This is a genomic window from Streptomyces sp. NPDC048411, assembly GCF_040704695.1.
Taxonomy (GTDB): Bacteria; Actinomycetota; Actinomycetes; order Streptomycetales; family Streptomycetaceae; genus Streptomyces.
Genome location: NZ_JBEZKL010000040.1, coordinates 16,800 through 39,520, shown reverse-complemented (window position 1 = coordinate 39,520; position 22,721 = coordinate 16,800). Strand labels below are relative to the sequence as shown.

General features: G+C 70.1%; 27 protein-coding genes and 1 pseudogene. 18 read left to right on the top strand and 10 right to left on the bottom strand.

From position 1 onward, the window contains the following. Positions 1-267 precede the first annotated feature (267 nt). Entirely contained in the window at positions 268-1,035 is a 768-nt protein-coding gene (locus AB0915_RS16750; RefSeq protein ID WP_366691797.1) for an NAD(P)H-binding protein, read from the bottom strand. A gap of 103 nt (positions 1,036-1,138) precedes the next feature. On the opposite strand from AB0915_RS16750, the gene AB0915_RS16745 reads away from it, so the two are divergent. From AB0915_RS16745 to AB0915_RS16710, 8 genes are all read left to right on the top strand, one after another. Further along, positions 1,139-2,023: a sigma-70 family RNA polymerase sigma factor gene (locus AB0915_RS16745; protein ID WP_366691796.1), complete on the top strand. Its 885-nt coding sequence runs from the start codon at positions 1,139-1,141 to the stop codon at positions 2,021-2,023. Positions 2,024-2,127: 104 nt separating this feature from the next. Further along, a complete protein-coding gene (locus tag AB0915_RS16740) occupies positions 2,128-2,562 on the top strand; it encodes a helix-turn-helix transcriptional regulator (protein ID WP_366691795.1) in 435 nt (144 codons plus the stop codon). A 10-nt stretch (positions 2,563-2,572) separates the two neighbouring features. After that, positions 2,573-2,989: a VOC family protein gene (locus AB0915_RS16735; RefSeq protein WP_366691794.1), complete on the top strand. Its 417-nt coding sequence runs from the start codon at positions 2,573-2,575 to the stop codon at positions 2,987-2,989. A gap of 290 nt (positions 2,990-3,279) precedes the next feature. Continuing rightward, the gene (locus AB0915_RS16730) at positions 3,280-3,690 is read left to right on the top strand and encodes a VOC family protein (RefSeq protein WP_366691793.1); all 411 of its coding nucleotides are present in this window, start codon (positions 3,280-3,282) and stop codon (positions 3,688-3,690) included. A 183-nt stretch (positions 3,691-3,873) separates the two neighbouring features. Further along, positions 3,874-4,338: a helix-turn-helix transcriptional regulator gene (locus AB0915_RS16725; RefSeq protein ID WP_366691792.1), complete on the top strand. Its 465-nt coding sequence runs from the start codon at positions 3,874-3,876 to the stop codon at positions 4,336-4,338. A gap of 5 nt (positions 4,339-4,343) precedes the next feature. Next, positions 4,344-4,970 carry a glyoxalase gene (locus AB0915_RS16720; protein WP_366691791.1) on the top strand — a complete coding sequence of 209 codons (627 nt, stop codon included), beginning with the start codon at positions 4,344-4,346 and terminating at the stop codon, positions 4,968-4,970. Positions 4,971-5,181: 211 nt separating this feature from the next. Further along, positions 5,182-5,634, top strand: coding sequence for a pyridoxamine 5'-phosphate oxidase family protein (locus AB0915_RS16715; RefSeq protein WP_366691790.1), 453 nt, complete (start codon positions 5,182-5,184; stop codon positions 5,632-5,634). A 70-nt stretch (positions 5,635-5,704) separates the two neighbouring features. Then, on the top strand, positions 5,705-5,872 hold the full coding sequence (locus AB0915_RS16710; protein WP_366691789.1) for a hypothetical protein: 168 nt from the start codon (positions 5,705-5,707) through the stop codon (positions 5,870-5,872). On the opposite strand, the gene AB0915_RS16705 is transcribed toward AB0915_RS16710, so the two are convergent. The 3 genes from AB0915_RS16705 to AB0915_RS16695 all read right to left on the bottom strand — a co-directional run bounded on the left by AB0915_RS16705 (position 5,855) and on the right by AB0915_RS16695 (position 9,301). Continuing rightward, positions 5,855-6,751 (bottom strand): RNA polymerase sigma-70 factor, encoded by an 897-nt coding sequence (locus AB0915_RS16705; protein WP_366691788.1) that lies wholly within the window; start codon positions 6,749-6,751, stop codon positions 5,855-5,857. The two genes, AB0915_RS16710 and AB0915_RS16705, sit on opposite strands and share 18 nt — an antisense overlap. A 292-nt stretch (positions 6,752-7,043) precedes the next feature. Beyond that, complete coding sequence (locus tag AB0915_RS16700) at positions 7,044-8,249, bottom strand: FAD-dependent oxidoreductase (RefSeq protein ID WP_366691787.1); 1,206 nt, start codon at positions 8,247-8,249, stop codon at positions 7,044-7,046. A gap of 359 nt (positions 8,250-8,608) precedes the next feature. Further along, complete coding sequence (locus AB0915_RS16695) at positions 8,609-9,301, bottom strand: TetR/AcrR family transcriptional regulator C-terminal domain-containing protein (protein WP_366691786.1); 693 nt, start codon at positions 9,299-9,301, stop codon at positions 8,609-8,611. A 53-nt stretch (positions 9,302-9,354) separates the two neighbouring features. Here AB0915_RS16695 and AB0915_RS16690 point away from each other — a divergent pair, with 53 nt between their 5' ends. The 4 genes from AB0915_RS16690 (at position 9,355) to AB0915_RS16675 (ending at position 12,399) form a co-directional block, all read left to right on the top strand. Further along, positions 9,355-10,479: an NAD(P)/FAD-dependent oxidoreductase gene (locus tag AB0915_RS16690; RefSeq protein ID WP_366691785.1), complete on the top strand. Its 1,125-nt coding sequence runs from the start codon at positions 9,355-9,357 to the stop codon at positions 10,477-10,479. A 364-nt stretch (positions 10,480-10,843) separates the two neighbouring features. Then, complete coding sequence (locus tag AB0915_RS16685) at positions 10,844-11,284, top strand: helix-turn-helix transcriptional regulator (protein WP_366691784.1); 441 nt, start codon at positions 10,844-10,846, stop codon at positions 11,282-11,284. Between the two features lie 27 nt (positions 11,285-11,311). Then, a complete protein-coding gene (locus AB0915_RS16680; RefSeq protein WP_366691783.1) occupies positions 11,312-11,950 on the top strand; it encodes a hypothetical protein in 639 nt (212 codons plus the stop codon). 113 nt (positions 11,951-12,063) lie between these two features. Next, a complete protein-coding gene (locus tag AB0915_RS16675; RefSeq protein ID WP_366691782.1) occupies positions 12,064-12,399 on the top strand; it encodes a DUF2516 family protein in 336 nt (111 codons plus the stop codon). On the opposite strand, the gene AB0915_RS16670 is transcribed toward AB0915_RS16675, so the two are convergent. From AB0915_RS16670 to AB0915_RS16660, 3 genes are all read right to left on the bottom strand, one after another. Continuing rightward, positions 12,381-13,721, bottom strand: coding sequence for a fused response regulator/phosphatase (locus AB0915_RS16670; RefSeq protein ID WP_366691781.1), 1,341 nt, complete (start codon positions 13,719-13,721; stop codon positions 12,381-12,383). The genes AB0915_RS16675 and AB0915_RS16670 overlap by 19 nt on opposite strands. A gap of 327 nt (positions 13,722-14,048) precedes the next feature. Continuing rightward, positions 14,049-15,110, bottom strand: a complete 1,062-nt coding sequence (locus AB0915_RS16665; RefSeq protein WP_366691780.1) for an NlpC/P60 family protein — start codon at positions 15,108-15,110, stop codon at positions 14,049-14,051. 217 nt (positions 15,111-15,327) lie between these two features. Continuing rightward, positions 15,328-16,113 carry a class I SAM-dependent methyltransferase gene (locus AB0915_RS16660; protein WP_366691779.1) on the bottom strand — a complete coding sequence of 262 codons (786 nt, stop codon included), beginning with the start codon at positions 16,111-16,113 and terminating at the stop codon, positions 15,328-15,330. A gap of 184 nt (positions 16,114-16,297) precedes the next feature. Here AB0915_RS16660 and mshA point away from each other — a divergent pair, with 184 nt between their 5' ends. From mshA to AB0915_RS16645, 3 genes are all read left to right on the top strand, one after another. Next, positions 16,298-17,650: a D-inositol-3-phosphate glycosyltransferase gene (gene mshA, locus AB0915_RS16655; RefSeq protein WP_366691778.1), complete on the top strand. Its 1,353-nt coding sequence runs from the start codon at positions 16,298-16,300 to the stop codon at positions 17,648-17,650. Positions 17,651-17,729: 79 nt separating this feature from the next. Then, complete coding sequence (locus tag AB0915_RS16650) at positions 17,730-18,239, top strand: YbjN domain-containing protein (RefSeq protein WP_366691777.1); 510 nt, start codon at positions 17,730-17,732, stop codon at positions 18,237-18,239. Positions 18,240-18,517: 278 nt separating this feature from the next. After that, the gene (locus AB0915_RS16645) at positions 18,518-19,306 is read left to right on the top strand and encodes a hypothetical protein (RefSeq protein ID WP_366691776.1); all 789 of its coding nucleotides are present in this window, start codon (positions 18,518-18,520) and stop codon (positions 19,304-19,306) included. Positions 19,307-19,316: 10 nt separating this feature from the next. On the opposite strand, the gene AB0915_RS16640 is transcribed toward AB0915_RS16645, so the two are convergent. Next, on the bottom strand, positions 19,317-19,559 hold the full coding sequence (locus tag AB0915_RS16640) for a hypothetical protein (RefSeq protein ID WP_266983174.1): 243 nt from the start codon (positions 19,557-19,559) through the stop codon (positions 19,317-19,319). Beyond that, a complete protein-coding gene (locus AB0915_RS16635) occupies positions 19,556-19,804 on the bottom strand; it encodes a hypothetical protein (protein WP_366691775.1) in 249 nt (82 codons plus the stop codon). The genes AB0915_RS16640 and AB0915_RS16635 overlap by 4 nt, the downstream gene beginning before the upstream one ends. A 135-nt stretch (positions 19,805-19,939) precedes the next feature. Here AB0915_RS16635 and AB0915_RS16630 point away from each other — a divergent pair, with 135 nt between their 5' ends. From AB0915_RS16630 to AB0915_RS16620, 3 genes are all read left to right on the top strand, one after another. Next, the gene (locus tag AB0915_RS16630) at positions 19,940-20,641 is read left to right on the top strand and encodes an AAA family ATPase (protein WP_366691774.1); all 702 of its coding nucleotides are present in this window, start codon (positions 19,940-19,942) and stop codon (positions 20,639-20,641) included. A 75-nt stretch (positions 20,642-20,716) separates the two neighbouring features. Further along, the gene (locus AB0915_RS16625) at positions 20,717-21,157 is read left to right on the top strand and encodes a hypothetical protein (protein ID WP_366691773.1); all 441 of its coding nucleotides are present in this window, start codon (positions 20,717-20,719) and stop codon (positions 21,155-21,157) included. Between the two features lie 552 nt (positions 21,158-21,709). Then, a complete protein-coding gene (locus AB0915_RS16620) occupies positions 21,710-22,267 on the top strand; it encodes an AAA family ATPase (protein WP_366691818.1) in 558 nt (185 codons plus the stop codon). 131 nt (positions 22,268-22,398) lie between these two features. On the opposite strand, the pseudogene AB0915_RS16615 reads toward AB0915_RS16620, so the two are convergent. Further along, positions 22,399-22,563 (bottom strand): annotated as a pseudogene (locus tag AB0915_RS16615) (leucine zipper domain-containing protein); the annotation flags it as partial. Between the last annotated feature and the right edge of the window lie 158 nt (positions 22,564-22,721).

The window sequence follows — 22,721 nt, the reverse complement described above, 5'->3', positions numbered from 1 at the left end:
CGCGGGGCAAACGCCGCCGGTCACGGCACCGGTGCCCCTCCCGGCAGGCTCTGCCCCGTCGCACCGCCCGGCACGCCCGCTCGCCGCGTTGGCCACAAGTCCTGGTAGCTCCGCCACAAGGGTGTCCGGCCGCCTTGCGATCGAACGCGGTCGGAAGCGACGTGCTGTCCGTGGTCGTCGGCGGCGCCCGCGCACCCGAACTGCGCCGGAGGATCGACACACTCCTGTCCGCCCTCGCCACGACGGCGTCCTGAGCGTTTCCGGAAGTCAGGCCACCCGCTCCGTCAGGAAGTCCTCCCATGTCCGCGTACCTACGGACGTCCCCTCGCCGAGCGACAGATTCTCGCCCGCCCGGTAGGCGAGCCCGGCCTTCCCCGGAACCCGGACCGGCATCATCAGCCGGTGCTTGCCGCGCGCCTGCAGGTATCCGCGGCTCAGTTCGGCCACTCCGTACACGTTCGGCCCGGCCAGGTCGGGTACCAGGCCGGCCGGTTCGCCGAGCGCCAGCTCCACCAGCCGGGCCGCCACCTCGCGCGCGTCGACCGGCTGGAACCGGAGTCCGCCGGGCACCGGTATCACCGGCAGTTTCGTCATCTTCTCCACGACGGTCAGGACCAGGTTGTTGAACTGGGCGGCACGCAGCGTCGTCCACGGCAGGCCCGAGTCGGCCACGGCCTGCTCAGCGCCCAGCTTGGACTTGAAGTAGCCGATCGGCATCCGGTCCGCCCCGATGACCGAGATGTACACGAGGTGCCGGACTCCGGCTCGCGACGCGGCCCGTACCAGGTTCCGGGTCGCTTCGTCGTCTCCTTTGGGACCGCCCGCGAGGTGCAGCACCGTCCCGGCCCCGGCCACCGCGGACTCGACGCCCTCGTCCTTGAGCAGGTCGCCGGTCACGTACTCGATGCCGTCCTCGGGCTCGTGGCTGTGCCGGCTCATGACCCGTACCTGACACCCGGCGTCCCGCAGGAGCGGCACGACGAGGCGGCCGAGCGTGCCCGTGCCGCCGGTGACCAGCAGGGGGGAGGTGGCCATGATCGTCTCCAATTCGTTCGTCCGGGAGTCGAACTCCCGTCACAATCAGCGGTGTTTTGTGGGTCTGTTGGTATGACCCGTCATGGGGAAGGAATGTGACCGGATGGACGAGAGCGCAGGGCTGACCGAGCGTTTCGAGGTGGACCGGACCCGTCTGCGAGCCGTGGCGTACCGGATGCTCGGCTCGGTGAGTGAGGCCGATGACGCTGTTCAGGAAACCTGGTTGCGCCTCAACCGCACCGACACCAGCGGCGTCGAGAACCTCAGTGGTTGGCTGACGACCGTGACGGCCCGGGTCTGTCTGAACATGCTGCGGGCGCGCGAGTCCCGGCGCGAGGATCCCCTCGCCGCACTCCTGCCCGAAACGGTCGTGGACCGGGAGGACGGGCGCGATCCCGAGGAGGAAGCGCTGCTCGCGGACTCGGTCGGACTGGCGCTGCTGGTGGTGCTCGACACACTGGCACCGGCCGAGCGAATCGCCTTCGTGCTGCACGACCTGTTCGCCGTGCCCTTCGACGAGATCGGCCCGATGATCGAGCGTTCCCCCACAGCGGCCCGACAGCTTGCGAGCCGCGCCCGCCGCCGGGTCAAAGGGGCCACCCCGGTGCCCGACGCCGACCTGGCCCGCCAGCGTCAGGTGGTCGATGCCTTCCTCGCCGCCACCCGTGGCGGGGACTTCGACGCACTGGTCCGGCTGCTCCACCCGGACGTCGTTCTCCGGGCCGACCCGGCGGTCGTGCCGACCCCCGAACCTGTCGTCGTCCGCGGTGCCCGCACCGTCGCCCAGGGCGCGATGGCCGCCATGGGCCGGGCCAGGTTCACCCAGCCGGGGCTGGTCAATGGCGCGGTGGGTCTCATCATGGCTCCGCTCGGCCGCCTGGCCCTGGTACTCGGCTTCACGGTCACGGCGGACGGGATCACCGAGATCGACGTGATCGCGGACCGGGGCCTCCTCAGCCAGGTCGATATCGCCGTGCTCGACGCCTGACCCGATGTCAACGCCCGGTGCCGTACCGAGTCGCCCGCGCGAGACGCGGGAACGGCAACGGCGCCGGGCCGGGATGTGACGGGGGAGGCCGTTAGGCTGGCCCGGTGACCCTTGAGGATCTCGTACGGCTGCGCCGGGCCCGGGACGTGATGGACCGCGACTACGCCCAGCCCCTCGACGTCCCGGCACTGGCGCGCGTCGCCCTCATGTCGCCCGGGCACTTCTCCCGCAGCTTCCGGGCCGCCTACGGGGAGACCCCGTACAGCTACCTGATGACCCGCCGTGTCGAGCGGGCCAAAGCGCTGCTGCGGCGGGGAGACCTGAGTGTGACGGAGGTCTGTTTCGCGGTCGGCTGTACGTCGCTGGGGTCGTTCAGCTCGCGCTTCACCGAGCTGGTCGGCGAGAGCCCGAGCGCGTACCGGGCCCGCCGCCACGACCAGGGCGCGGCCATTCCGGCGTGCGTCGCCAAGGTCCTCACGCGGCCGGTCAGGAACGGACCGGTCAGGATCGGGGAAGCGGAAACCGCCGACCGCCCGTAGCGTCGAAGGCATGAACATCAAGCTGTCCCAGTGCTTCATCGCGGTCGACGACCATGACAAGGCGCTCGTCTTCTACCGCGACGTTCTCGGCCTGGAGGTACGCAACGACGTGGCGTTCGAGGGGATGCGCTGGGTGACCGTCGGCTCACCCGCGCAGCCGGACGTGGAGATCGTCCTCGAACCGCCGGCCGCGAACCCGAACGCCTCGCCGGCCGACAAGCAGGCGATGGCCGAGCTGCTGGCCAAGGGCATGCTGCGTGGCGTGATCTTCTCCACCGACGACTGCGACGCCACCTTCGAGCGCCTCCGGGCCGCAGGCGGCGAGGTACTCCAGGAGCCGGTCGACCAGCCCTACGGTGTCCGCGACTGCGCCTTCCGCGACCCGGCCGGCAACATGCTGCGCTTCACCCAGCCGCGCGGCCGGTGACGTCCGCTCGCCCTGGAGCGCGCTTCAGCTCCTGCCGTCTCCGGCGTCCCGTTCCGACGGCCGCAAGGCACGCGTGCGACCCGCGTTCGCACCCGACGCCACGGCGGACTCGCAGTCTGCGCCCGGGCCATCCGCGCCCGCTCGCGCCGTCCATCGCAGTCCGTCCACCGGTCGGCCGTCCGCAGCATCTGGAGGTGATCGAGCGCTCGGCCGGGCAGGGCCGCGAGGCGCGCGCCGTCGAGCAGGAATCGAGAAGCGTCGGTCACTGAGCCGCAGCTAACGTGACGGTCATGGACATCACCATTCACACGGCCTCCCTCCCGCATGACGACCCGGACGCCGCCCTGGCCTTCTACCGCGACACCCTCGGCTTCGAGGTCCGCAGCGACGTCGGACACGGCAAGATGCGCTGGATCACGGTCGGCCCCGTCGATCAGCCCGGCACTTCCATCCTCCTGGCGCCGCCGGCCGCCGACCCCGGGGTCACCGAGGACGAGCGCCGCACCATCGTCGAGATGATGGCCAAGGGCACCTACGGCTGGATCCTGCTGGCCACCCGGGACCTCGACGGCACCTTCGAGAAGGTGCAGGCCGGCGACGCCGAGGTCGTCCAGGAGCCGACCGATCAGCCCTACGGCGTTCGCGACTGCGCCTTCCGCGATCCCGCGGGCAACCTGATCCGCATCCAAGAGCTTCGCTGAGCCGTTCGGTCATCGATCTGCCCTCGGTGGCCGGTGTCGCGACCACTGCGAAGAACGCGGCGGTCGGCGCTTCCCTGCTCCTGCGTCCCGGCGAGCCGACCACCGGCCCCCACCTGGCCGCCGCCCGCTCCACCCCCAGCATGTACCCGGGCCCTCGCACACATGGATGAAAGGAGCTCTCTCATGTGTCACCCCGCGTGGATGCGCGCACTCACCGCTGCGCAACGCCTGAGCGACCTCGCACGACTGCGCCGCGTCCGCGACCGGATCGACCGGGAGTACGCGCAGCCGCTGAACGTCGAGGCGCTCGCCCGCGGCGCGAACATGTCGGCCGGGCACCTCAGCCGGCAGTTCCGCCTCGCCTACGGCGAGTCGCCGTACGCCTATCTGATGACGCGTCGCATCGAGCGCGCGACGGCGCTGCTGCGGCGCGGCGACCTCAGCGTCACCGAGGTCTGCTTCGCGGTCGGCTGCTCATCGCTGGGCACCTTCAGCACCCGCTTCACCGAGCTGGTCGGCATGCCGCCCAGTGCCTACCGGCGCCGCGCTGCGGGCGCTGCGGAGGGGATGCCGTCGTGCGTGACGAAACAGGTGACCAGACCGGTCAGGAATCGAGAAGCACCGGCGGCCGAGCCGCAACTAGCGTGACGGACATGACCTCCATCGAGTCCATCACCCTTGAGGTGGCCGACCCCACGGCCGCCAACCGCTTCTGCACCACCGCCTTCGGTTTGGGCACTCAGCTGCGCCTGCGGGCCTCCGAGGCGCCGACGACAGGCTTCCGCGGGTTCACGCTGTCGCTCACGGTGTCCCAGCCGTCCACCGTCAACAGCCTCGTCGACGCCGCCCTCGACGCCGGTGCCACGCCGCTGAAGCCGGCCTCGAAGTCGCTCTGGGGCTACGGCGGCGTCGTACAGGCCCCGGACGGGACGATCTGGAAGGTCGCGACCTCGGCGAAGAAGGACACCGGCCCGGCCACCCGGGAGATCGACGAGATGGTGCTCCTGCTGGGAGTCGCCGACATGGCCGCGAGCAAGCGGTTCTACGTCGACCGCGGCCTCGCCGTGGCGAGGAGCTTCGGCAGCAAGTACGTCGAGTTCGCCGCTGGTTCGGGTCCCGTCAAGCTGGCGCTGTACAAGCGCCGTGCCCTTGCCAAGGACGCCGGCGTCCCTGCCGACGGCACCGGATCGCACCGGCTCGTGCTCGGCGGCGACGCCGGGGCTTTCACCGACCCGGACGGGTTCGCCTGGGAGGCCGCAGCGCTGACAGGCACGCCCTGATCCGTCACCGCTGGGGTTCAGGTGCTGTCGCCGCGGAACGGATGCGTACGTCGCGTGTCCACCGGGCCCACAAGACGGGCGGTGTGCGCGAGGCCATGAGGGCGCTGGAGGCCACGCCGCCTACGAAGCCCGCGGCCTCGTTGGACCGACCGATGACCGACGGAGCCCCTCCCTCGGAGGTAGGGCTCTCCACCATGTGACTGGAGGAAGCATGACTGGCACGCCGCCGCGTGGGCTCGAGGAGAGGCTGCGGGACACTCGCGCGAAACTGGAGAGCGACGTCGATCTCTGGGTCGCGACGCCGGGCTCCCCGGGCGTCCACCTCATCCCGCTCTCGTACCGCTGGGACGGGACCGCGTTCCTCATCTCGACCCCGCGTGCCTCGGTCACCGGCCGCAACCTGCTGGCGGACGGCCGGGTGCGACTCGGCCTCGGGCCGACGCGCGACGTCGTCGTCGTCGACGGCACCGCCGAGCCGGTGGACATCGCCGACCTCGCGCCGGGGACGGGCGACGCGTTCGCGGCCAAGACCGGTTTCGACCCGCGTGAACTCGACGAGCCCTATCAGTACTTCCTGATCCGGCCGCGGCGCATCCAGGCCTGGCGGGAGGCGAACGAGTTGCAGGGACGAGACCTCATGCGCGACGGCCGCTGGCTCGGCTGACCGCCGCACGGGAACGCGGACTCCGTACCTCCGGCCTGACGACGGAATCACGGACGAGGAACGAGGCGCGATGAAGGAGCGCGCCCAGGAGCTGAGGACGGTCGCGCGCCGCAGCCCGCGGGCGGCCAAGGCGGACGCGGAGAGCGACGTACTCGCTGAGTCCTGCCAGCCTGGCCGGGCGGTGCGCCTGATGCCCAAATGGCTGTTCCGGCACCGGTGTTCATCGCAGCGTGAGTGAGGTCTCGGATGCGACGCGGTTCAGCTTCTCCGGGTTGCGGACATAGTAGAGGCCGGTGATGCGGGCGTCCTCGACGTGGATCGCCATGATGCCGTCGAACTCGCCGTCCAGGCGTACGAGGAGTGCCGGGTTGCCGTTGACCACGGTGGGGTCACAGGTGATCGTGCCTCCGGTCTTGCCGGAGGTGCCAAGGTAGAAGCGGACCACCTTCTCGGCGCCGATGACCGGCCGCAGCGCAGCCCGCTTGACGCCGCCGCCATCGCTCACAAGGACGACCTCCGGGGCGAGTATGTCGAGGAGGCCCTGTGGATCTCCGGTTTCGAGCGCGCGCTGGAACGACTCCAGAACCGCCCGGGTCTCGCTCGGGGAGACCACCCTGCGAGGGCGGCGGGCATCGACGTGCCGGCGGGCGCGGTGCGCGATCTGGCGGACGGCCGCGGGGCTCTTGCCGACGGCCTCGGCGATCTCGTCGTAGCTGACCTCGAACACCTCGCGCAGCACGAACACCGCTCGCTCGGTCGGCGAGAGCCGCTCGAGCACGAGCATCATCGCCATCGACAGACTCTCGGCGAGCTCGACATCCTCGGCCACGTCCGGCGTGGTGAGCAGCGGCTCGGGCAGCCACGGGCCGACATACGCCTCCCTGCGGCGCTTCATGGTGCGCAGCCGGTTGAGTGACTGCCGGGTCGTGATCCGGACCAGGTAGGCGCGCTGGTCGCGCACCTGCGCCAAGTCGACCTCGACCCATCGCAGCCAGGTCTCCTGGAGGACGTCTTCGGCGTCGGCCGCCGATCCGAGCACCTCGTATGCGACGGTGAAGAGCAGGTTGCGATGCGCGACGAAAGCCTCGGTCGCCGGGTCAGTGGCGTGGTCGCTCATGTCTCGACCCCTCTCCTTCGCGGCCGGCCCTGGTTACCGACGGACTTCAAGCGTGCCTCCACGGCAAGGTCCTTTCGTTGGCAGCCGTTCGATCCGACCCACCTGTTCCCTTCCACCGGGAGTGTGGCACCACCCGGCGTACGGCTGTGACAGGCCAAGTTGACTGCGATTCGCTGCTCGAAGGGCCGCTGATGAACGCATGTCGTGCGGCGGCGCCCCGCGATAGGGCGTCGCCGCACGCCATGTGCTCCGGATCCGTTGTGGCCGGACCGGATCGCCCACGAGTGCCCGGTTAGGCTGCCCGTTCAGCGGTGGCCGGCGCCTCGCTGCGCTCGGCCTGCAGCAGCTGCTGGCGCTTGGCACCTCCTGAGACGCGGTGCAAGCTGTACGAACCGGGCTTGCCCGCCTCATCGGCCAGATGCTTGACGATGACCTTGCACACGAACTCCTTGAGCTTCGCGCCAGGGCGACCGTCGATGTGGAACCACAGCGCGACGTCGTACCTGTGGGCGAACTGGAAAATACCGGCACGCCGGCCCAGGCTGATGCACTGGCCGCGGAACACCTGGTTGAGGGTCGAAGGCTGCTCACCCGCGATCCGGCTGAGCACCGTGTCGGCGGCCCGCGCGCCCAGAGGCATCGCGGCCTGGCAGCTCATCCGCAGCGGTAGGTCCGACGGTGCCGCCGAGTCGCCGGCCGCGACGATGCGTGCGTCGTCCACGCTGGTCAACGTCTCGTCCGTGAGCAGGCGGCCCAGGGCGTCGGTGCTCAGCCCGCTGCGCACGGCCAGGTCCGGCACGCCGAATCCGGCGGTCCAGACGGTCACCTTGCTCGGCAGCTTGCGGCCGTCGCGAAGCTGCACGGCATCGCGGGCCACAGCCTTCACCAACGCGCCGGGGCCGTCGAGCACGGTCACACCGAGTTCGGCCAGCCGCTTGGCGACCGAGCGTCGGCCCCGAGGGTGCAGGTACGGGCCGAGCACCCCTCCGCAGACCAGGGTCACGGCGCGGCCCGACTCCGCCAGCTCGGCGGCGGTCTCGATGCCGGTCGGACCGGCTCCGACAACCGTCACCGCCGCCGTCGCGGGCGCGGCGTCGAGGACCGGCCGCAGCCGCCCCGCCTCCTCGAAGGTGGCAAGCGGGTAGGCGAACTCCGCCGCCCCGGGCACACCTGGGTCGGCGCTGCCACTTCCCACTGCGTAGATCAGGTAGTCGTAGCCGACCGTGCCGCCGGTCGCCAACGTCACGCTGCGCTCGCAAGCGTTGATCCGGGTCACGGTATCGACCACCAGCCGAATGCCCTCGGCCAGGACGTCTCGGTAGTTGACGACCGCGTCGTGGGACCCGCCCACCAGTTGGTGCAGGCGGATCCGCTCGACGAACGTCGGGCGCGGGTTGATCAGCGTCACGGTCACGCCGTCGCGCTGCGTCAGGCGATTGGCCGCCATGACGCCTGCGTATCCGCCGCCGATCACGACCACATCGGTGTTCTCAGCCATGGTGTCTCCTCCGATTCCAGGGGGTCGGCCTCAAGACACCGCGTGACCGATCGCCGTGACTGCCTGTGAGGCAGATCACTCTGCAGGCGTGGGCTCGGCGCTGTCCGTTCCCAAGAGACCTGAATGGATGAGGTGTCTCCGAGCTGGGCCTTGTCAGTTCTGCTGGGACGGCTCCGAAGCCGGGCGGCCCTGCTCATCTGAACGGTGGTGAGCCTGCTTGTGGGCGAGCTGGGGTGGATTACCCAGTCCGGCGCGATCCCCCGTCGCTGGGCAGTGTTATGAAGTGGTGGCGGGGCAAGTCCCGCACGGCCCGTGGACACCGACCTCCGACCTCGCTCACATTCGGCAGGAGCTGAGCGTCACGTCGACGGCCGGGTGAGTTTGGCGGCCACGGCGTCGAGGACCCAGTCCAAGCCGGTCGCGAAGGATGTCTCGGCGTCCACATCCGTGCCGTCGTACACGGCCTTGGCCAGTGCCGGGAAGCGGCCCGTGGCCAGCATTCTTGTCACATGCGGGCCGTGGGCGCGCTGCCAGTCGTGCTTGGACAGGCCCGTGGCGCGCTCGGCCCGCAGGTTCGTGATCTCGCGCCTGATCGCGCCGGTGAAGTAGGCACTGACCGTCTCCACGGCCCGCATGACGGTGTCGATGTCGGTGAGGCCGTCGAGGGCGGCCAGCGTGGCCTCGGTCACGGCGAGGCCGTTCGGGCCCAGGGCCGGGCGGCGGCCGAGCAGGTCGGCCAGCCATTCGTGACGGAGAGCTGCCTGCCTGGTGCGGTGGGCGAGGTCGCGCAGCGCCTCCCGCCAGTCAGCGCGCTGCTCCTCGGGGAGAATCTCGGCGTAGACCTCGTCCACCATGAGGTCGAACAGCTCCTCCTTGGTGGAGATGTATCCGTACAGCCGCATCGGTCCGGCGTTCAGCCGGCCGGCGACCTTGCGCAACGACACCGCCTCCAACCCACCCTCGTCGGCCAGTGTGATGGCGGTGGCCACGATCCGCTCCCGGTCGAGCGGCACGGGGCGAGTCGGCGGCTCCGGCCGGTCCCACACAGTCATGGTCACATCGTACTGTTGCGATGCAGCGTATTGGACAAATACAGTGTATCGCCATGAGACTTCGTATCGCCGTGGTCGGGAGCGGTCCTGCCGGCCTCACCTTCGCCCGTGTCCTACACCGCCATGGCCACCCTGCCGCCGTCCTCGAACGCGATCCCGCCCCCGACGCCCGCCCCCCGGGCGGCACGCTGGACCTGCACGAAGGGCTGGGCCAGCTCGCGCTGGACAAGGCGGGGCTGCTGGCGGAGTTCCGGGCGCTGTCCCGTCCCGAGGGGCAGGCCATGCGCATCCTGGACACGGACGGAGCCGTCCTGCGCGACTGGCAACCCCGTCCAGATGACCGGGCCAATCCCGAGATCGACCGCAGTCAACTCCGTGACCTGCTGCTCGGCCCTCTCGACGTCCAGTGGGGCCGGGGCGTGACGCAGGTGGTGCCGGGGACCCGGGACGGCATACTGGTCCATTTCGCGGACGGGCGACAGGAAGCGTTCGACCTCGTGGTCGGCGCGGACGGCGCCTGGTCCCGGGTTCGCCCGGCAGTCTCGTCGGTGACGCCGCACTACACCGGCGTCACCTCAGTCGAGACCTCTTTCGACGACGTCGACACCCGCCACCCGGACCTCGCCCGATTGATCGGCGACGGTTCCTTGGCTGTGTACGGCGTGAACCGAGCACTCGTCGCCCAGCGCAACAGCGGCGGCCACGTCAAGGTATACGCCCAGTTCCGCGCGCCGCTGGACTGGCACGCGAACCTGAACCTGGCCGACGTCGAGGCCGTGCGATCGGGGCTGCTGGCTCTGTTCGACGGCTGGGCCGCTCCCGTCCTCGGCCTCCTCCGCCCCGGCACCGCTTTCGTCCACCGCCCTCTCTACGTTCTGCCCGTGTCCCACACCTGGACCCACGTCCCCGGGGTGACGCTCCTGGGCGACGCCGCCCATCTGATGCCTCCGTTGGGAGCGGGCGCGAACCTCGCGATGCTGGAAGGCGCCGAACTCGCCGAGTCCATAGCCACCGCCACCGGCCCTGGGGATCTGGATGAGACCGTCCGCGCCTTCGAGGAACAGATGTGGGCACGGGCCGGCAGGTGGGCGAAGATCACGACGGCCGGTCTGGAACGCCTCGTGAGCCCGGACCCCGCCGAAGCCCTCGCCCTCTTCGACCAAGTCCAGCCATCCTGACTGCCAAGCGCGAGAGTGCCGGCACCAACAGCTCGCCACGGTTCCACGAGGTAGTACGGCACCGCCGCGGCCCCTTCCGGCAAAACCACCGCCGTCAGGCGAACGCACGGACGCCTGCGCTGAACGCGACCCTCAAACCGCCCGCCGGAATCCGGTCCGATCCTCCTCGCGGGCCGGTGGGGCAGCTCGCTGCGCAGGTTGTCCGGGACTCGTTCACTTCACACCGCAGACCCGGCGGGAAACCGCAGAAAAACAGGGAACGGACAGGCGCGCGGAGTCCTCACGGTCGGAGCCACACGTGGCGCGGAACACTATTGCAAGCATGTGCTTGCAATAGTTAGCAGCGGTGGCGCACTATCGAGTCATGGCATCACTCAACGTCGGCAATCTCGGTGAGTACCTGCGCGATCAGCGTCGCAATGCGCAGCTGTCGCTGCGGCAGCTCGCCGATGCCGCCGGAGTGTCCAATCCGTATCTCAGCCAGATCGAACGCGGGCTGCGCAAGCCGAGCGCCGAGGTGCTGCAGCAGGTCGCCAAGGCCCTGCGGATCTCCGCCGAGACCCTCTATGTACGGGCCGGGATTCTGGACGAGCGGGAGCGGGAGGAGCTGGAGACCCGGGCGGTCATTCTGGCCGATCCCTCGATAAACGAGCGGCAGAAGAACGTGTTGCTGCAGATCTACGACTCCTTCCGCAAGGAGAACGGGTTCGAGACCGTCCCGGGGGACCCCGGTGACGAATCCGGCCTCAGCGCGGACGGCACGGATGCCGATACAGCTTCAAAGCCTTCACCACCCTCACACTGAGTCTGATGATCCGGGAGGACCACAGTCATGGCCATCACCGATGACCTGCGTAAGACCCTCACCGACCCGACCCCCCTCTACTTCGCCGCCGGTACGGCGGACCTCGCCGTAGAGCAGGCGCGGAAGGTTCCGGCCCTGATCGAGCAGCTGCGGGCCGAGGCGCCCGAGCGGATCGAGGCCGTGCGCAACGCGGACCCCAAGGCCGTCCAGGAGAAGGTGACCACGCAGGCCAGGGAGGCGCAGGCCACCGTGCAGGCCAAGGTCTCCGAGGTGCTCGGGTCGCTCGACACCGATCTGAAGAAGCTCAGCGAGTCGGCCCAGGACCTGGCGCTGCGCAGCCTGGGAGTGGCCGCGGAGTACGCGGTACGGGCCCGGGAGACGTACGAGAAGGTTGCTGAGCGCGGCGAGCAGACGGTGCGGACGTGGCGCGGCGAGACCGCCGAGGAGATCGTCGAGATCGCTGTCGTCGTCGAGCCGCGGCGGGAGTCCGGGCCGAAGCCGAAGCCGAAGGCGGAGCCCGCCGCCAAGAGCGAGCCGAAGACCGCTGCCAGGACGGAGCCCCGCACGTCGGCCGCGCCCGCCAAGAAGGCGCCTGCGCGCAAGCCCGTGGAGGCGCCCGCGCGCAAGCCCGCGGCGAAGAAGCCCACGCCGCCGACCGCCAAGTAGCACTGCGGACGGTGTGTACCGGGGCGCGGGGCGGGCACCTTTCGGGGTGGCCGGCTCGTTGTCCCGGTACCTTGGCCGCGAGGCGCTCATCCACTTACTAGGCGGTGCACACCATGTTGCTCACAGGATTCAGCACGCTCTTCTGGCTGCTCTACATGATCATGCTTGTCCTGGCCGTGGTCGCACTGCTCCTGGCCGCGACGGCCCGCGAGGACGCCTATCGTGCCGCGGACAAGCAGAAGAAGTCCTTCTGGGTGATCATTCTCGGCATCGCCGTTGCCGTGAACCTCTTCGTGCCGATGCTGTTCCTGCAGCTCGCGGGCGCGGTCGCGTCGATCGTCTTCATGGTCGACGTACGGCCCGCACTCAAGGCGGTCTCCGGCGGCGGTGGCCGACGCGGCGGTTCCAGCAGTGACGGGCCGTACGGGCCCTACAACGGCGGGCGCTGAGCGTTCGCAGGTGACGGCGCCGGTCCGGGTCGGGGGCGGGGGAGCGACGTGCTCCGGCTGCGGCCCCGGTTGCCGCTCCGGTCGCGGTCGAGCAGCAGGATCGCCACGTCGTCGGTCAGTTCGCCGCCGTTCAGCTCCCGGACCTCGTTCACGGCGGCTTCCAGCAGTGCCTCTCCGGTGAGCCCCTCCGCCAGTTGACGGTTGATCATCGCGACCATGCCGTCCTGGCCGAGCCGCTGCGTCTCGTTCGCCCCGACGCGGCCTTCGATCAGACCATCCGTGTACATCATCAGGCTCCAGGAGCCACCGAGTTCGACCTGCCTGCGCGGCCAGCGGGCGCGCGGCAGCAGCCCCAGGGCCGGCCCGCCGTTCTCGTACGGGAGCAGCTGTGCCGCCCGTCCATGGCGGGCGATCAGCGGCGCGGGGTGGCCCGCCAGGCAGAGACCTGCGTGGCGCCCGTCAGGGGTGATGTCGACGGTGCAGAGCGTCGCGAAGATCTCCTCGCTCTCCCGCTCGTGCTCCAGGACCTGCTGGAGCGTGGAGAGCAGCTCGTCCCCGCAGAGCCCGGCGAGCGTCAATGCCCGCCACGCTATGCGCAGTTCGACGCCGAGCGCCGCCTCGTCCGGGCCGTGGCCGCAGACGTCGCCGATCATCGCGTGGACGGTGCCGTCGGGCGTACGCACCGTGTCGTAGAAGTCCCCGCCGAGCAGTGCGCGGCTGCGTCCTGGTCGGTAGCGGGCGGCGAAGCGGAGGTCGGAGCCCTGGAGCAGGGGGGTGGGCAGCAGCCCGCGTTCCAGTCGGGCGTTCTCCTGGGCGCGCAGCTTCGACTCGGTGAGCTGGTGCTGCGCCACGTCGGCGCGCTTGCGTTCGACGGCGTAGCGGATGGCGCGGGTGAGCAGCCGTCCGTCGAGTTCGCCGCGGAGGAGATAGTCCTGGGCGCCGACACGCACCGCTTCGGCGGCCAGCTCGGTGTCGTCCTCCACGGTGAGCGCGAGGACGGCGTGGCGCGGTGCGATGCGCAGGACGTGCGTGAGGGTGGCGAGCCCGGCAGGCCCCTCGGCGCCCTCGCCGGCGCGTGTCTCGCTGCTGGGCGGCAGAGCCAGGTCCAGCAGGATGCAGTCGACGTCGTCCGTGAGGAGGCGGCCCGCCTCGGTCAGATTGCGGGCGGTGCGGATGCGCACCCGGGTGCCGGCCGCGGCCGGGAGCTCGGGGACGGTGAAGGTGCCCGCCGGGTCGTCCTCGATCACCAGGAGGGTGAGGTCGGTGACGTGGGTGGTTTCCACAGCGGGAACGGCGCGCTGCTGCGGTACGGGTACGGGCATCGGTTCGGTTTCCTTCCCTCCCCCCGAGGGCGCGGCGGAACGACGATCGACGACCCGCCAGACCGGGACGATAGCGGTACCGGACAGACGAACGGAATGGCGAACGGCAACCGACCCCTGGCATATGCGGAGCCATAAGCCGCGTCCCGTCACGGATCCGGCGCGATGTGCCCGCCAGGGACCGGGTGGGGAGTCATGACAAACATCACCCCGCGGTGGGGCCGGGGGTGGCGTGGCTCACGGCGCGCGCGTGGTCCCGGTCACCGGGTGCCGTTGCGTGGTTGCGTGGTCCGGGTCACTGGACGCGGGTGGCTGGTGCGGGGGCCCTCACTTGTCCGGGCGGACCACCCCGAGGATCTCCATCGAGCCCGCGCCCGCCAGCGTGACATTCCGGCCCGGGCGCGGTGCGTGCACGATCGCGCCGTCGCCGATGTACATCCCCACATGGCTGGCGTCACCGTGGTAGATGATCAGGTCGCCGGGGCGCATGTCCTTGATCGCGATGTGCGGGAGCTGCCGCCACTGTTCCTGCGAGGTGCGCGGGATCGGCCGTCCTGCTGCCGCCCACGCCTGGGACGTCAGCCCGGAGCAGTCGTACGATCCCGGGCCTTCGGCCCCCCATTCGTACGGCTTGCCGATCTGCGACGTCGCGAAGGCCACCGCCTTCGTGCCGCGCTCGCTCGCCTCGCGGTTGATCTCCTTGAGGGCGCCGGAGCCGAGCCAGGCGGTCTGTGCCCGGTATGCCGCCTCCCGCTCCAGCTCGAGGAGACGGGCCCGCTCCTCCTTCTCCAGCTGTGATTCCAGCTTCTTCGCGGCGGCGATCTGCGCGTTGATCTGCTTCTTGGCCTTGGCCTGCTTGATCCGGTTGGCTTCGAGCTTCTTCCAGTTGGTGCTCGCGTCCTTGGTGTACATCTCCAAGTCCGCCTGGGTCCTGGTCAGTTCACCGAGGACTCCCTTGGCTGCCTGCTGGCCCTGCCAGACCCGGTTGATGCCGTCCATGAACATCTGCGGGTCGTCGCTGAGCATCAGTTGCGCGCCCGGCGGCAGCCCGCCGGTCCGGTACTGCTCGCGGGCCTGGGCGCCCGCCTTGCTCTTGAGGTCGGCGATCTTCGCCTGTCCGTCGACGATCGCCTTCGCCAGTTCGACGATCTCGCCGGACTGCTTCTTGGCCTGCTCGTCGGCGAGGTTGTACGCATCGGTGGCCGCCCCGGCCTTGAGGTAGAGGGCGTCTATCTCCTTGCGCACCTCTTCGAGGCTCTTCTTCGGCGCTTCGGGAGAGGCGGTGGGGGAGGGCGGTGCGGGCGCCGCGAATGCCTGGGTCGGCGCGGTCAGTACGGTCAGCGTGCAGACCAGAATGATCGCGGCAGCGGCACAGTGGCGTCGGTTCACGAGCTCCCCCTCCGAACGGATCTGATTTACCGTCAGTAACTTTTTGCGACGTCGAGATCGTGCCATGCCGTACCGAAAAACAACAGAGGCAGACAGCTCCTGTCCTGACGGGCACTCGGGTCACACGGGTCATGCCGGCCGTGCGGGATCGCTCCCCCTCGTCTGGGACGAACGACGCCCCGTCCGCGTTCCCGGGTGTCCCTCGAATCACTCTCGTTCAGAAACGGCCGGGTTCGGGCCGCAGAGCCGCCCATTTCACCGTGACTTCACCCTGCCGCCACCGCCGTACCCCGTCCGTCAGCGGCCAGTCGCCGGAAAGCGAACGCACCGCGGTGATCCAGCGCTGCCGCGCGCCCAGCGAGGCGTACGGCGCCGCGGCGGCCCACGCCCGGTCGAAGTCGCGCAGGAACGCGTGGACCGGTTCGCCCGGCACATTGCGGTGGATCAGCGCCTTGGGGAGTCGTTCCGCGAGATCGGAGGGGCGGTCCAGGGAGCCGAGGCGGGTCGCGAACGTCACCGTGCGCGGGCCCTCCGGGCCGAGCGCCACCCACACATGGCGGCGCCCGATCTCGTCGCAGGTGCCTTCCACCAGCAGCCCGTCGGGTCCGAGCCGGGCGCAGAGCCGCTGCCAGACCGCGGCGACCTCACCCTCGTCGTACTGACGCAGCACGTTCGCCGCCCGGATGAGGGTGGGGCGGCAGGCCAGCGGGATCTCGAAGCCGCCGTGGACGAAGGTGAGCCCCTCTTCCTCGTACGGTTTCGCCGCCGCGACCCGCTCCGGGTCGATCTCGATGCCGACGACCGCCGTGCGCGGTTCGGCGGTGCGCAGGCGGTGCAGCAGCTCCACGGCGGTCCAGGGCGCGGCCCCGTACCCGAGGTCGACGGCGACGGGGGCGTCGGAGCGGCGCAGGGCCGGACCGTGCGTGGCGGCGATCCAGCGGTCCATGCGGCGGAGCCGGTTCGGGTTGGTGGTCCCGCGGGTCGCGGTGCCGATGGGGCGCATGGCAGCGAGCCTAACGGTGGCGACCTGCAGGGCCGTCGCGTCCGGGCATGCGTGGTGACGCGCCGTGGTCGGGCGTAATGATTTGGTAAAGCGGAAATGAAAGGGCGTATTCCGCTGTTCCAGCTTTTCGAAGGGGCTCCGTGTCCCTTCGGTGTCATGCCCTGAGCGAGGAGGACCGGACGACGTGAGCCAGTACGTCTCTCGGCTCGGCAGCAGCCGTATGGCGCCGCGCCTCAGGTTTCCCGGCACCTTTCCCGGCAGCCACCGCAAACCCCGCCGCATCGCGATGCTCTCCGTCCACACGTCCCCGCTGCACCAGCCGGGCACGGGCGACGCGGGCGGCATGAACGTCTACATCGTGGAGCTGGCCAAGCGGCTCGCCGCGATCGGTATCGAGGTGGAGATCTTCACCCGGGCCACCACCGGCGCACTGCCCCCGGCGGTCGAGATGTCGTCCGGCGTCCTGGTCCGGCACGTCGACGCGGGACCGTACGAAGGTCTGGCCAAGGAGGACCTGCCCGCCCAGCTCTGCGCCTTCACGCACGGCGTGATGCAGGCCTGGGCCGGCCAGCGGCCCGGCTACTACGACCTGGTCCACTCCCACTACTGGCTCTCCGGTCATGTCGGCTGGCTCGCCGCGCAGCGCTGGGGCGTTCCCCTCGTCCACGCCATGCACACCATGGCCAAGGTGAAGAACGCCGCGCTCGCCGAGGGCGACACCCCCGAGCCGGCCGCCCGGGTCATCGGCGAGACGCAGATCGTCAATGCCGCGAACCGGCTGATCGCGAACACCGCGGAGGAGGCGGACGAGCTCGTCCGCTTCTACGAGGCCGATCCGGCGGCGGTCGCCGTCGTGCACCCCGGGGTCAACCTCGACCGCTTCCGCCCCGCCGACGGGCGGGCCGCCGCCCGGGCCCGCCTCGGACTGCCCCAGGACGCCCTCATACCGCTCTTCGCGGGCCGCATCCAGCCGCTGAAGGCTCCCGATGTGCTGCTGCGCGCGGTGGCCGTGCTGCTGGACCGGAACCCCTCGCTCCGTTCCCGCATCGTCGTTCCGGTGGTCGGCGGCCCCAGCGGCAGCGGGCTCGCCAAGCCGGAGGGCCTGCAGAAGCTGGCGGCGCGGCTGGGGATCGCCGATGTCGTACGGTTCCACCCGCCGGTCGGCCAGGACCAGCTCGCCGACTGGTTCCGGGCGGCGTCCGTGCTGGTCATGCCCTCGTACAGCGAGTCCTTCGGCCTGGTCGCCATCGAGGCGCAGGCGGCGGGCACCCCCGTCGTCGCGGCGGCCGTGGGCGGGCTGCCGGTGGCGGTACGGGACGGGGCGAGCGGTTTCCTGATCCCCGGACACGACCCGGAGGCGTACGCGCAGGCGCTGGCCCGGTTCGCCGAGTCGCCGGAGCTCGTCGCCCGGATGGGCGGGGCGGCGGCCGCGCATGCGCAGGGCTTCGGCTGGGGCACGGCCGCGTCCGCGACCGCGGACGTGTACACCGCGGCGCTGCACGAACACCGCCGTCGCGTCCGCGGCCACCACGTCTGACGTACGCGCCCACCACGACCGACGCGCACCCGCGCCGGGGCGACGGAGGCCCGCACCACACCTCACGTACGCTCACCCCATGGCTGACGTATCCGCCGAAGCGGCAACAGCGCAGGTCATCGAGGCGACGCTGAAGGACGCCGGGCTCGAATGGGAGAGCCCCGACCGCGGTACCTACGTGGTGAAGCTTCCCGGTACCCGCAAACTGTCCACCACCTGCTCGCTCATCGTCGGCAAGCACTCGCTCTCCCTCAACGCGTTCGTCATCCGCCACCCGGACGAGAACGACGCGGCGGTCCACCGCTGGCTGCTGGAGCGCAACCTCCGCCTCTTCGGAGTGAGTTACGCGATCGACCGGCTCGGCGACATCTACCTCGTCGGCCGGCTGCCGCTCTCCGTGGTCACGCCCGAGGAACTGGACCGGCTGCTCGGCACGGTCCTCGAAGCGGCCGACGACTCCTTCAACACGCTGCTGGAGCTGGGCTTCGCGAGCGCGATCCGCAAGGAGTACGCGTGGCGGGTGTCGCGGGGCGAGTCCACGCGGAACCTGGATGCGTTCGCGCACCTGACTCAGCGGCCCGCCGACTGACCTCGCTCGCCGACGTCCTGCACCACGGCGCCGTACCCGAAGGCTCCGCCGACGCCGCCCCGCACTCAACCGTGCCGTCGCCGCTGCCGGAGAGCGTGGCGGTGGCCCGTCCGCATCACCGCCGTGCACGGGGACCGGGTTGTCCCGGAGCGTCCGCTCCCGATCGGCTCGGCAGGGGACAGAGCTCCTTCACGGGATGATCACAACGCAATCACGATCAAGGGCTGTGCCCTCATTGGTTGATCATCAAACCATGGCTCGCTCATAGGGTTTGCGACATGAGACCTACTGCCATACGCCGTACCGCCCTTGCCGCCGCCTGCGCGATCTCCCTGACCCTGCTTGCCACCGCCTGTGGCGCAGACTCCGACTCCGGCAGCAAGGGCGCCGACGGCAAGGGCAAGGAGAGCGCCGCGGCCCAGCCTGCTGCCAAGGCGCTGACCGCCGCCGAGCTGGACAAGGCCGCGCTGGTCCAGGGTGACGTCAAGGGGTACAAGGTCGCCGATACGGGCAAGGCCGATGTGGTCTCGGCCTCCGACGTCACCGCGGACAAGGAGGCCTGTGAGCCTCTCGCCGACGCGCTGATGGGCGCCGAGCTCGGCACGCCCGCGGCGGTCAACCGGCGCAAGGTGATCAGCGAGCCCAAGAAGGGCCAGAAGGACAAGTTGGACAGCGCGGACGCGGGCGAGGCCTTCACCGCCGCCTTCGACATCACGACGACGCTGACGTCCCTCGCCTCGTACGACGGCAAGGGCGCCCAGGACACCGTCGGGAGCCTGCGTACCGCGGCGACCGCGTGCTCCGGTGGCTTCACCCTCACCGCGGGCGGGACGAAGCAGAAGGTCGTCACGATCAAGGAGGAGAAGATCTCGGGCGGTGAGGAGGCCGCCGCCTGGACGCTGACGGTGGAACAGGACGGCGAGAAGGCCCCGCTCAAGCTGATCGTGGCACGCCAGGGCGCCACGGTCGCGTCGTTCAGCGCTCTCAACCTGGCCGCTTCCGGCACGGGCCAGGACTTCGAACTGCCGACCGCGGTGGTCGACGCGCAGCTCGCAAAGCTCGCCTGAGCGGCGGAAGTCAGGGAAGCGGGACCAGCCGCACCACGGTAACGGTGAGGACGGACCCGGAGACGTAATAGAGCACGATGGCCCCGGCGACCGTGGCCTCACGCCGGTCGTGCTCACTCTTGACGGCGGACGACCCGTGCCCGTACGGATCGCTCCCCAGGGTGCGGGCCATCTCGTCCCGGAAGGTGTCGCCTTCGCGCATCTTGGCCAGGGTGTCGTCGGCGGGCGGGGCGTAGGAAATACGGAAGCTCAAGCGACGCTCCGCCTCTCGGCCTCGTCCCGCGCCAGCCGGTCCAGGATCCGCTCGGCCTCGGGATCGGGCACGGCCTCCAGCATCCAGTGCCGCATCACGGCCTGGATCTCGTGCACTCCGGCCCCATTGATGGCGCGGTCGAACTCCTCGCGTCTCTCCTCGGGCAGCGTGGCCCGGATGTCCGGAATGCTGTTGGGCACGTCGACTTCGGCACCGCCGACGTAGGTCTTCAGGGGCTCGCCCATGATTGCTCTCCCCGCTCTCCTTGCTCTCTTCGCACGGCCCGTCCGGTCGGCTCCGTCCATGCGCGGGCCGGTGCTCGCGCCACGGTAGCGCCAGGGCGCACAGCCGACACGGAGCCCACGCGATACGTTCGCCCCGTGACAGGAACATCGTGGGACATATTGCTTCTCGGCGGGGCGTCGGGCGTCGGCAAGAGCCGGGTCGCAGCGCAACTGGCCGATGAGGCCAAGCGGTTCGTGGTCGAGTTCGACGACGTAGTGAGCGCCGTCGAGGCCATGACGACGGCTGAACACCACCCCGCTCTCCACCACTTCGATGACATCCCCGACACCGCGCAACTCGCCACGGAGCAGGTGCTGGACCTCCAGATCGCCACCGCCAGGGCCCTGGAGCCCGCGGTGTTGGGAGTCGTACGCAACCGCCTGACCGTCGACGTCCCAGCCGTGGTCGAGGGCGACTACCTCACCCCGGCCGCCGCTGCGGCGGCGATCCACGAGGGCCGGGTGGCGGGCCGCCTCGTGCGGGCGGTGTTCCTGCACGAGGCGGACCCGGACCGGATCGCCGCCAACTACGCCTCCCGGGAGCCCGGCAGCGGAGAGCAGCGGCATCGGGCGCAGGTCAGCGCGGAGTACTCGCGGTGGCTCGGCGACCAGGCCCGCCTGCACGCTCTGCCGGTGGTCGCCTGCCGCCCGTGGGACACGCTGGCGGCGCGCATCGGGCGGGCGTTGGGTGCGGAGGGAGCGGAGCGGGAGCTGTCCGATCAGTTCAACTGTCGTACAGGGGCGCCGGATCTACCAGCGGTCTCTGCGTCACCACACACCCCGATCGACCGTGGCTGACCGCTCGGTCCGGCACGCAAGCGCACGGAACCGGTTTCTCCGGAGCCTCGTCCAACGGCCGGAAAGGGGCGCGGGATGACACGTGAGAAAAGGGCCAATCGCCGCTGTGCGGCAGCTGATTCGGTCCGCGCGCGGCTCGTCGCGGTAACGGCCATGTCCTTGCTGGCTGCCGGTTGCGGCATGGTGAACGATCCGGTCAAGGAACGCTGGGAGTCCAGAACCGAGTTTTCGCGTTGTGGCGAGGTGCGCCTGGATCAGGGTGAGGAAATACAGAAGGAGGCAGTGCGGGAAATCGTCTGCCTCCGGCGAGCCCTCGAGAGCGGTGAGAGCGCAGAACTGAAGGTGACCCATCCCACCGTGGAGGGAGACTCGATCCGCGACTACTACCGCTTGACGCCGCAGGGCAGGCTTGAGGTGTACACCGACAGTACGGACGACCAGTACTCGGACCAGAAGTGGTCGTTCGTCAAGTGCTACGCCCCGGAATGGCTGGCTGAGATTTCCTGCGTTCGATAACCGGGCCAACGACTCGCCGGGCGTCGGGCAGAGGTCTTGAAATGCCCAGTGCGGCACCAAGCCCCCTGCCTGCGGAGGAACCGCAGGCAGGGGGCTCGACCGAGCGGACCTACTTGGTGGATCTGGTGACGAGGGCGTATCGGGCCTCCGGTTGACGGTGGCGCCGGTCGCTCCCGGATCCGGACGCGTAGGCGGCGCCGGCCGCGAGGATCGGGCTTGCAGCGGGAGACTTCAGGGGCCCGGGTGCCTGGTCAGGCCGCGGTCGATCACCGCTTGAGGAACGAGGTGGGGCGATCACGCGCTTGACTTGCGGATTCCGTACCGTGGGCAGAGTCCGGCCGAACTCACCCCTGGGGACCCCGGTTCCCCGTGAGTCCCCGTCCGTTCTGGCGCGAGAGTGGCACGGCCACAGCACCGTTCCTTGGGCTCCCTCGATGCGAACTACGGGCGGGTGCGGTCGCTGGGGGCTGCTCGGCCGGCCATGATCGGCTCGTAGACAGCACGGTCAAGATCCGGCAGTATCGGCGGATGTTGAGGTCGGAACGGCCGTTGGTGGTCGCCGTATGCGGGTCCCCGGGGGCCGGAAAGACCACCGTTGCCTGCGCAACGGCGCGCCGCCTCGGTGTGCCGTTCCTGACCCGGGATGAGATCAAGGTCGGTCTCGGGCTGTCCTCCGCTTCCGTCGCCGAGGACGGCGGTGTTCAGCTCAACCCGGACTTCCACATCGCCGGCGGTCCTTTGAGCCTCCGCGCTGAGGCCGTGATGGTCAACGCAGCCCGGCTCCTCGCCTCCTCAGGGGTGAGCTTCGTCGTGGAGTCCTCCGTGTTGTCGCGCAAGCTGCTGGATGCGCTACTCGCATGTGACGCCCGAGTGCTCGCTGTTCACGTCGTCGCCCGCGATTCGGTCATCGGCGAGCGCCTCCGCGCCCGGGCGGCCAAAGGCGGGGGAGTCGACCGACAGCTCTCATCTCAGTTCCAGCGAGGCGAGATGAAGCGGTCGATTTTCGATCCGCCGGGTGGAGTCGATGCCGTCGTTGAAGTCGATACCTCAGCTGATGGTGATCCGGACATCGAACCCATCGAGGCAGCCGTCGTCGCCCTGATCCGGTGACCGAGCGCCGCTCAAAGGTACCCAGTTCGGAAGACGGCGTATGCGGCCCCTGGCCGACCTGCCGAGACTCCGACCTGGGACAGAGCGCAGCCGGGCCCGTCGTTTCCTGTGGCTCCCCGCTGCGTCCCCTCGGAACGGGCACGCAGACCGTCCCAGCCCTCGGCCCGGAAGCGGGCCACCCATCGGTGGGCGCACTGCCGCGAGACTCCCAGCTCCTTGGCCACATGCGCCACAGGACGCAGGTCCTGCACGACACGGCGTCTGACGGCCCAGCGACGGCCCCAGGGCAGCAACAAGCCCCCTACCCACGGAGAAACCGCAGGCAGGGGGCTTGCTTTCGGCGTGCTACTTCTTCTTGCCCTGGGTCTGGCGGGCCCATTATTTGCCCCTGGTCAGAGGGCCACGCACCCTGACTGACCTGCCGTCGGGTGGTCATCACTGGTCGTTGTCCGTC

Excerpts from the sequence above, each read along its gene's own strand:
- AB0915_RS16750 (WP_366691797.1), bottom strand. The coding sequence starts at position 1,035 with ATGGCCACCTCCCCCCTGCTGGTCACCGGCGGCACGGGCACGCTCGGC.
- AB0915_RS16745 (WP_366691796.1), top strand. The coding sequence starts at position 1,139 with ATGGACGAGAGCGCAGGGCTGACCGAGCGTTTCGAGGTGGACCGGACC.
- AB0915_RS16735 (WP_366691794.1), top strand. The coding sequence starts at position 2,573 with ATGAACATCAAGCTGTCCCAGTGCTTCATCGCGGTCGACGACCATGAC.
- AB0915_RS16730 (WP_366691793.1), top strand. The coding sequence starts at position 3,280 with ATGGACATCACCATTCACACGGCCTCCCTCCCGCATGACGACCCGGAC.
- AB0915_RS16725 (WP_366691792.1), top strand. The coding sequence starts at position 3,874 with ATGTGTCACCCCGCGTGGATGCGCGCACTCACCGCTGCGCAACGCCTG.
- AB0915_RS16720 (WP_366691791.1), top strand. The coding sequence starts at position 4,344 with ATGACCTCCATCGAGTCCATCACCCTTGAGGTGGCCGACCCCACGGCC.
- AB0915_RS16715 (WP_366691790.1), top strand. The coding sequence starts at position 5,182 with ATGACTGGCACGCCGCCGCGTGGGCTCGAGGAGAGGCTGCGGGACACT.
- AB0915_RS16710 (WP_366691789.1), top strand. The coding sequence starts at position 5,705 with ATGAAGGAGCGCGCCCAGGAGCTGAGGACGGTCGCGCGCCGCAGCCCG.
- AB0915_RS16705 (WP_366691788.1), bottom strand. The coding sequence starts at position 6,751 with ATGAGCGACCACGCCACTGACCCGGCGACCGAGGCTTTCGTCGCGCAT.
- AB0915_RS16700 (WP_366691787.1), bottom strand. The coding sequence starts at position 8,249 with ATGGCTGAGAACACCGATGTGGTCGTGATCGGCGGCGGATACGCAGGC.
- AB0915_RS16695 (WP_366691786.1), bottom strand. The coding sequence starts at position 9,301 with ATGACTGTGTGGGACCGGCCGGAGCCGCCGACTCGCCCCGTGCCGCTC.
- AB0915_RS16690 (WP_366691785.1), top strand. The coding sequence starts at position 9,355 with ATGAGACTTCGTATCGCCGTGGTCGGGAGCGGTCCTGCCGGCCTCACC.
- AB0915_RS16685 (WP_366691784.1), top strand. The coding sequence starts at position 10,844 with ATGGCATCACTCAACGTCGGCAATCTCGGTGAGTACCTGCGCGATCAG.
- AB0915_RS16680 (WP_366691783.1), top strand. The coding sequence starts at position 11,312 with ATGGCCATCACCGATGACCTGCGTAAGACCCTCACCGACCCGACCCCC.
- AB0915_RS16675 (WP_366691782.1), top strand. The coding sequence starts at position 12,064 with ATGTTGCTCACAGGATTCAGCACGCTCTTCTGGCTGCTCTACATGATC.
- AB0915_RS16670 (WP_366691781.1), bottom strand. The coding sequence starts at position 13,721 with ATGCCCGTACCCGTACCGCAGCAGCGCGCCGTTCCCGCTGTGGAAACC.
- AB0915_RS16660 (WP_366691779.1), bottom strand. The coding sequence starts at position 16,113 with ATGCGCCCCATCGGCACCGCGACCCGCGGGACCACCAACCCGAACCGG.
- AB0915_RS16650 (WP_366691777.1), top strand. The coding sequence starts at position 17,730 with ATGGCTGACGTATCCGCCGAAGCGGCAACAGCGCAGGTCATCGAGGCG.
- AB0915_RS16645 (WP_366691776.1), top strand. The coding sequence starts at position 18,518 with ATGAGACCTACTGCCATACGCCGTACCGCCCTTGCCGCCGCCTGCGCG.
- AB0915_RS16635 (WP_366691775.1), bottom strand. The coding sequence starts at position 19,804 with ATGGGCGAGCCCCTGAAGACCTACGTCGGCGGTGCCGAAGTCGACGTG.
- AB0915_RS16625 (WP_366691773.1), top strand. The coding sequence starts at position 20,717 with ATGACACGTGAGAAAAGGGCCAATCGCCGCTGTGCGGCAGCTGATTCG.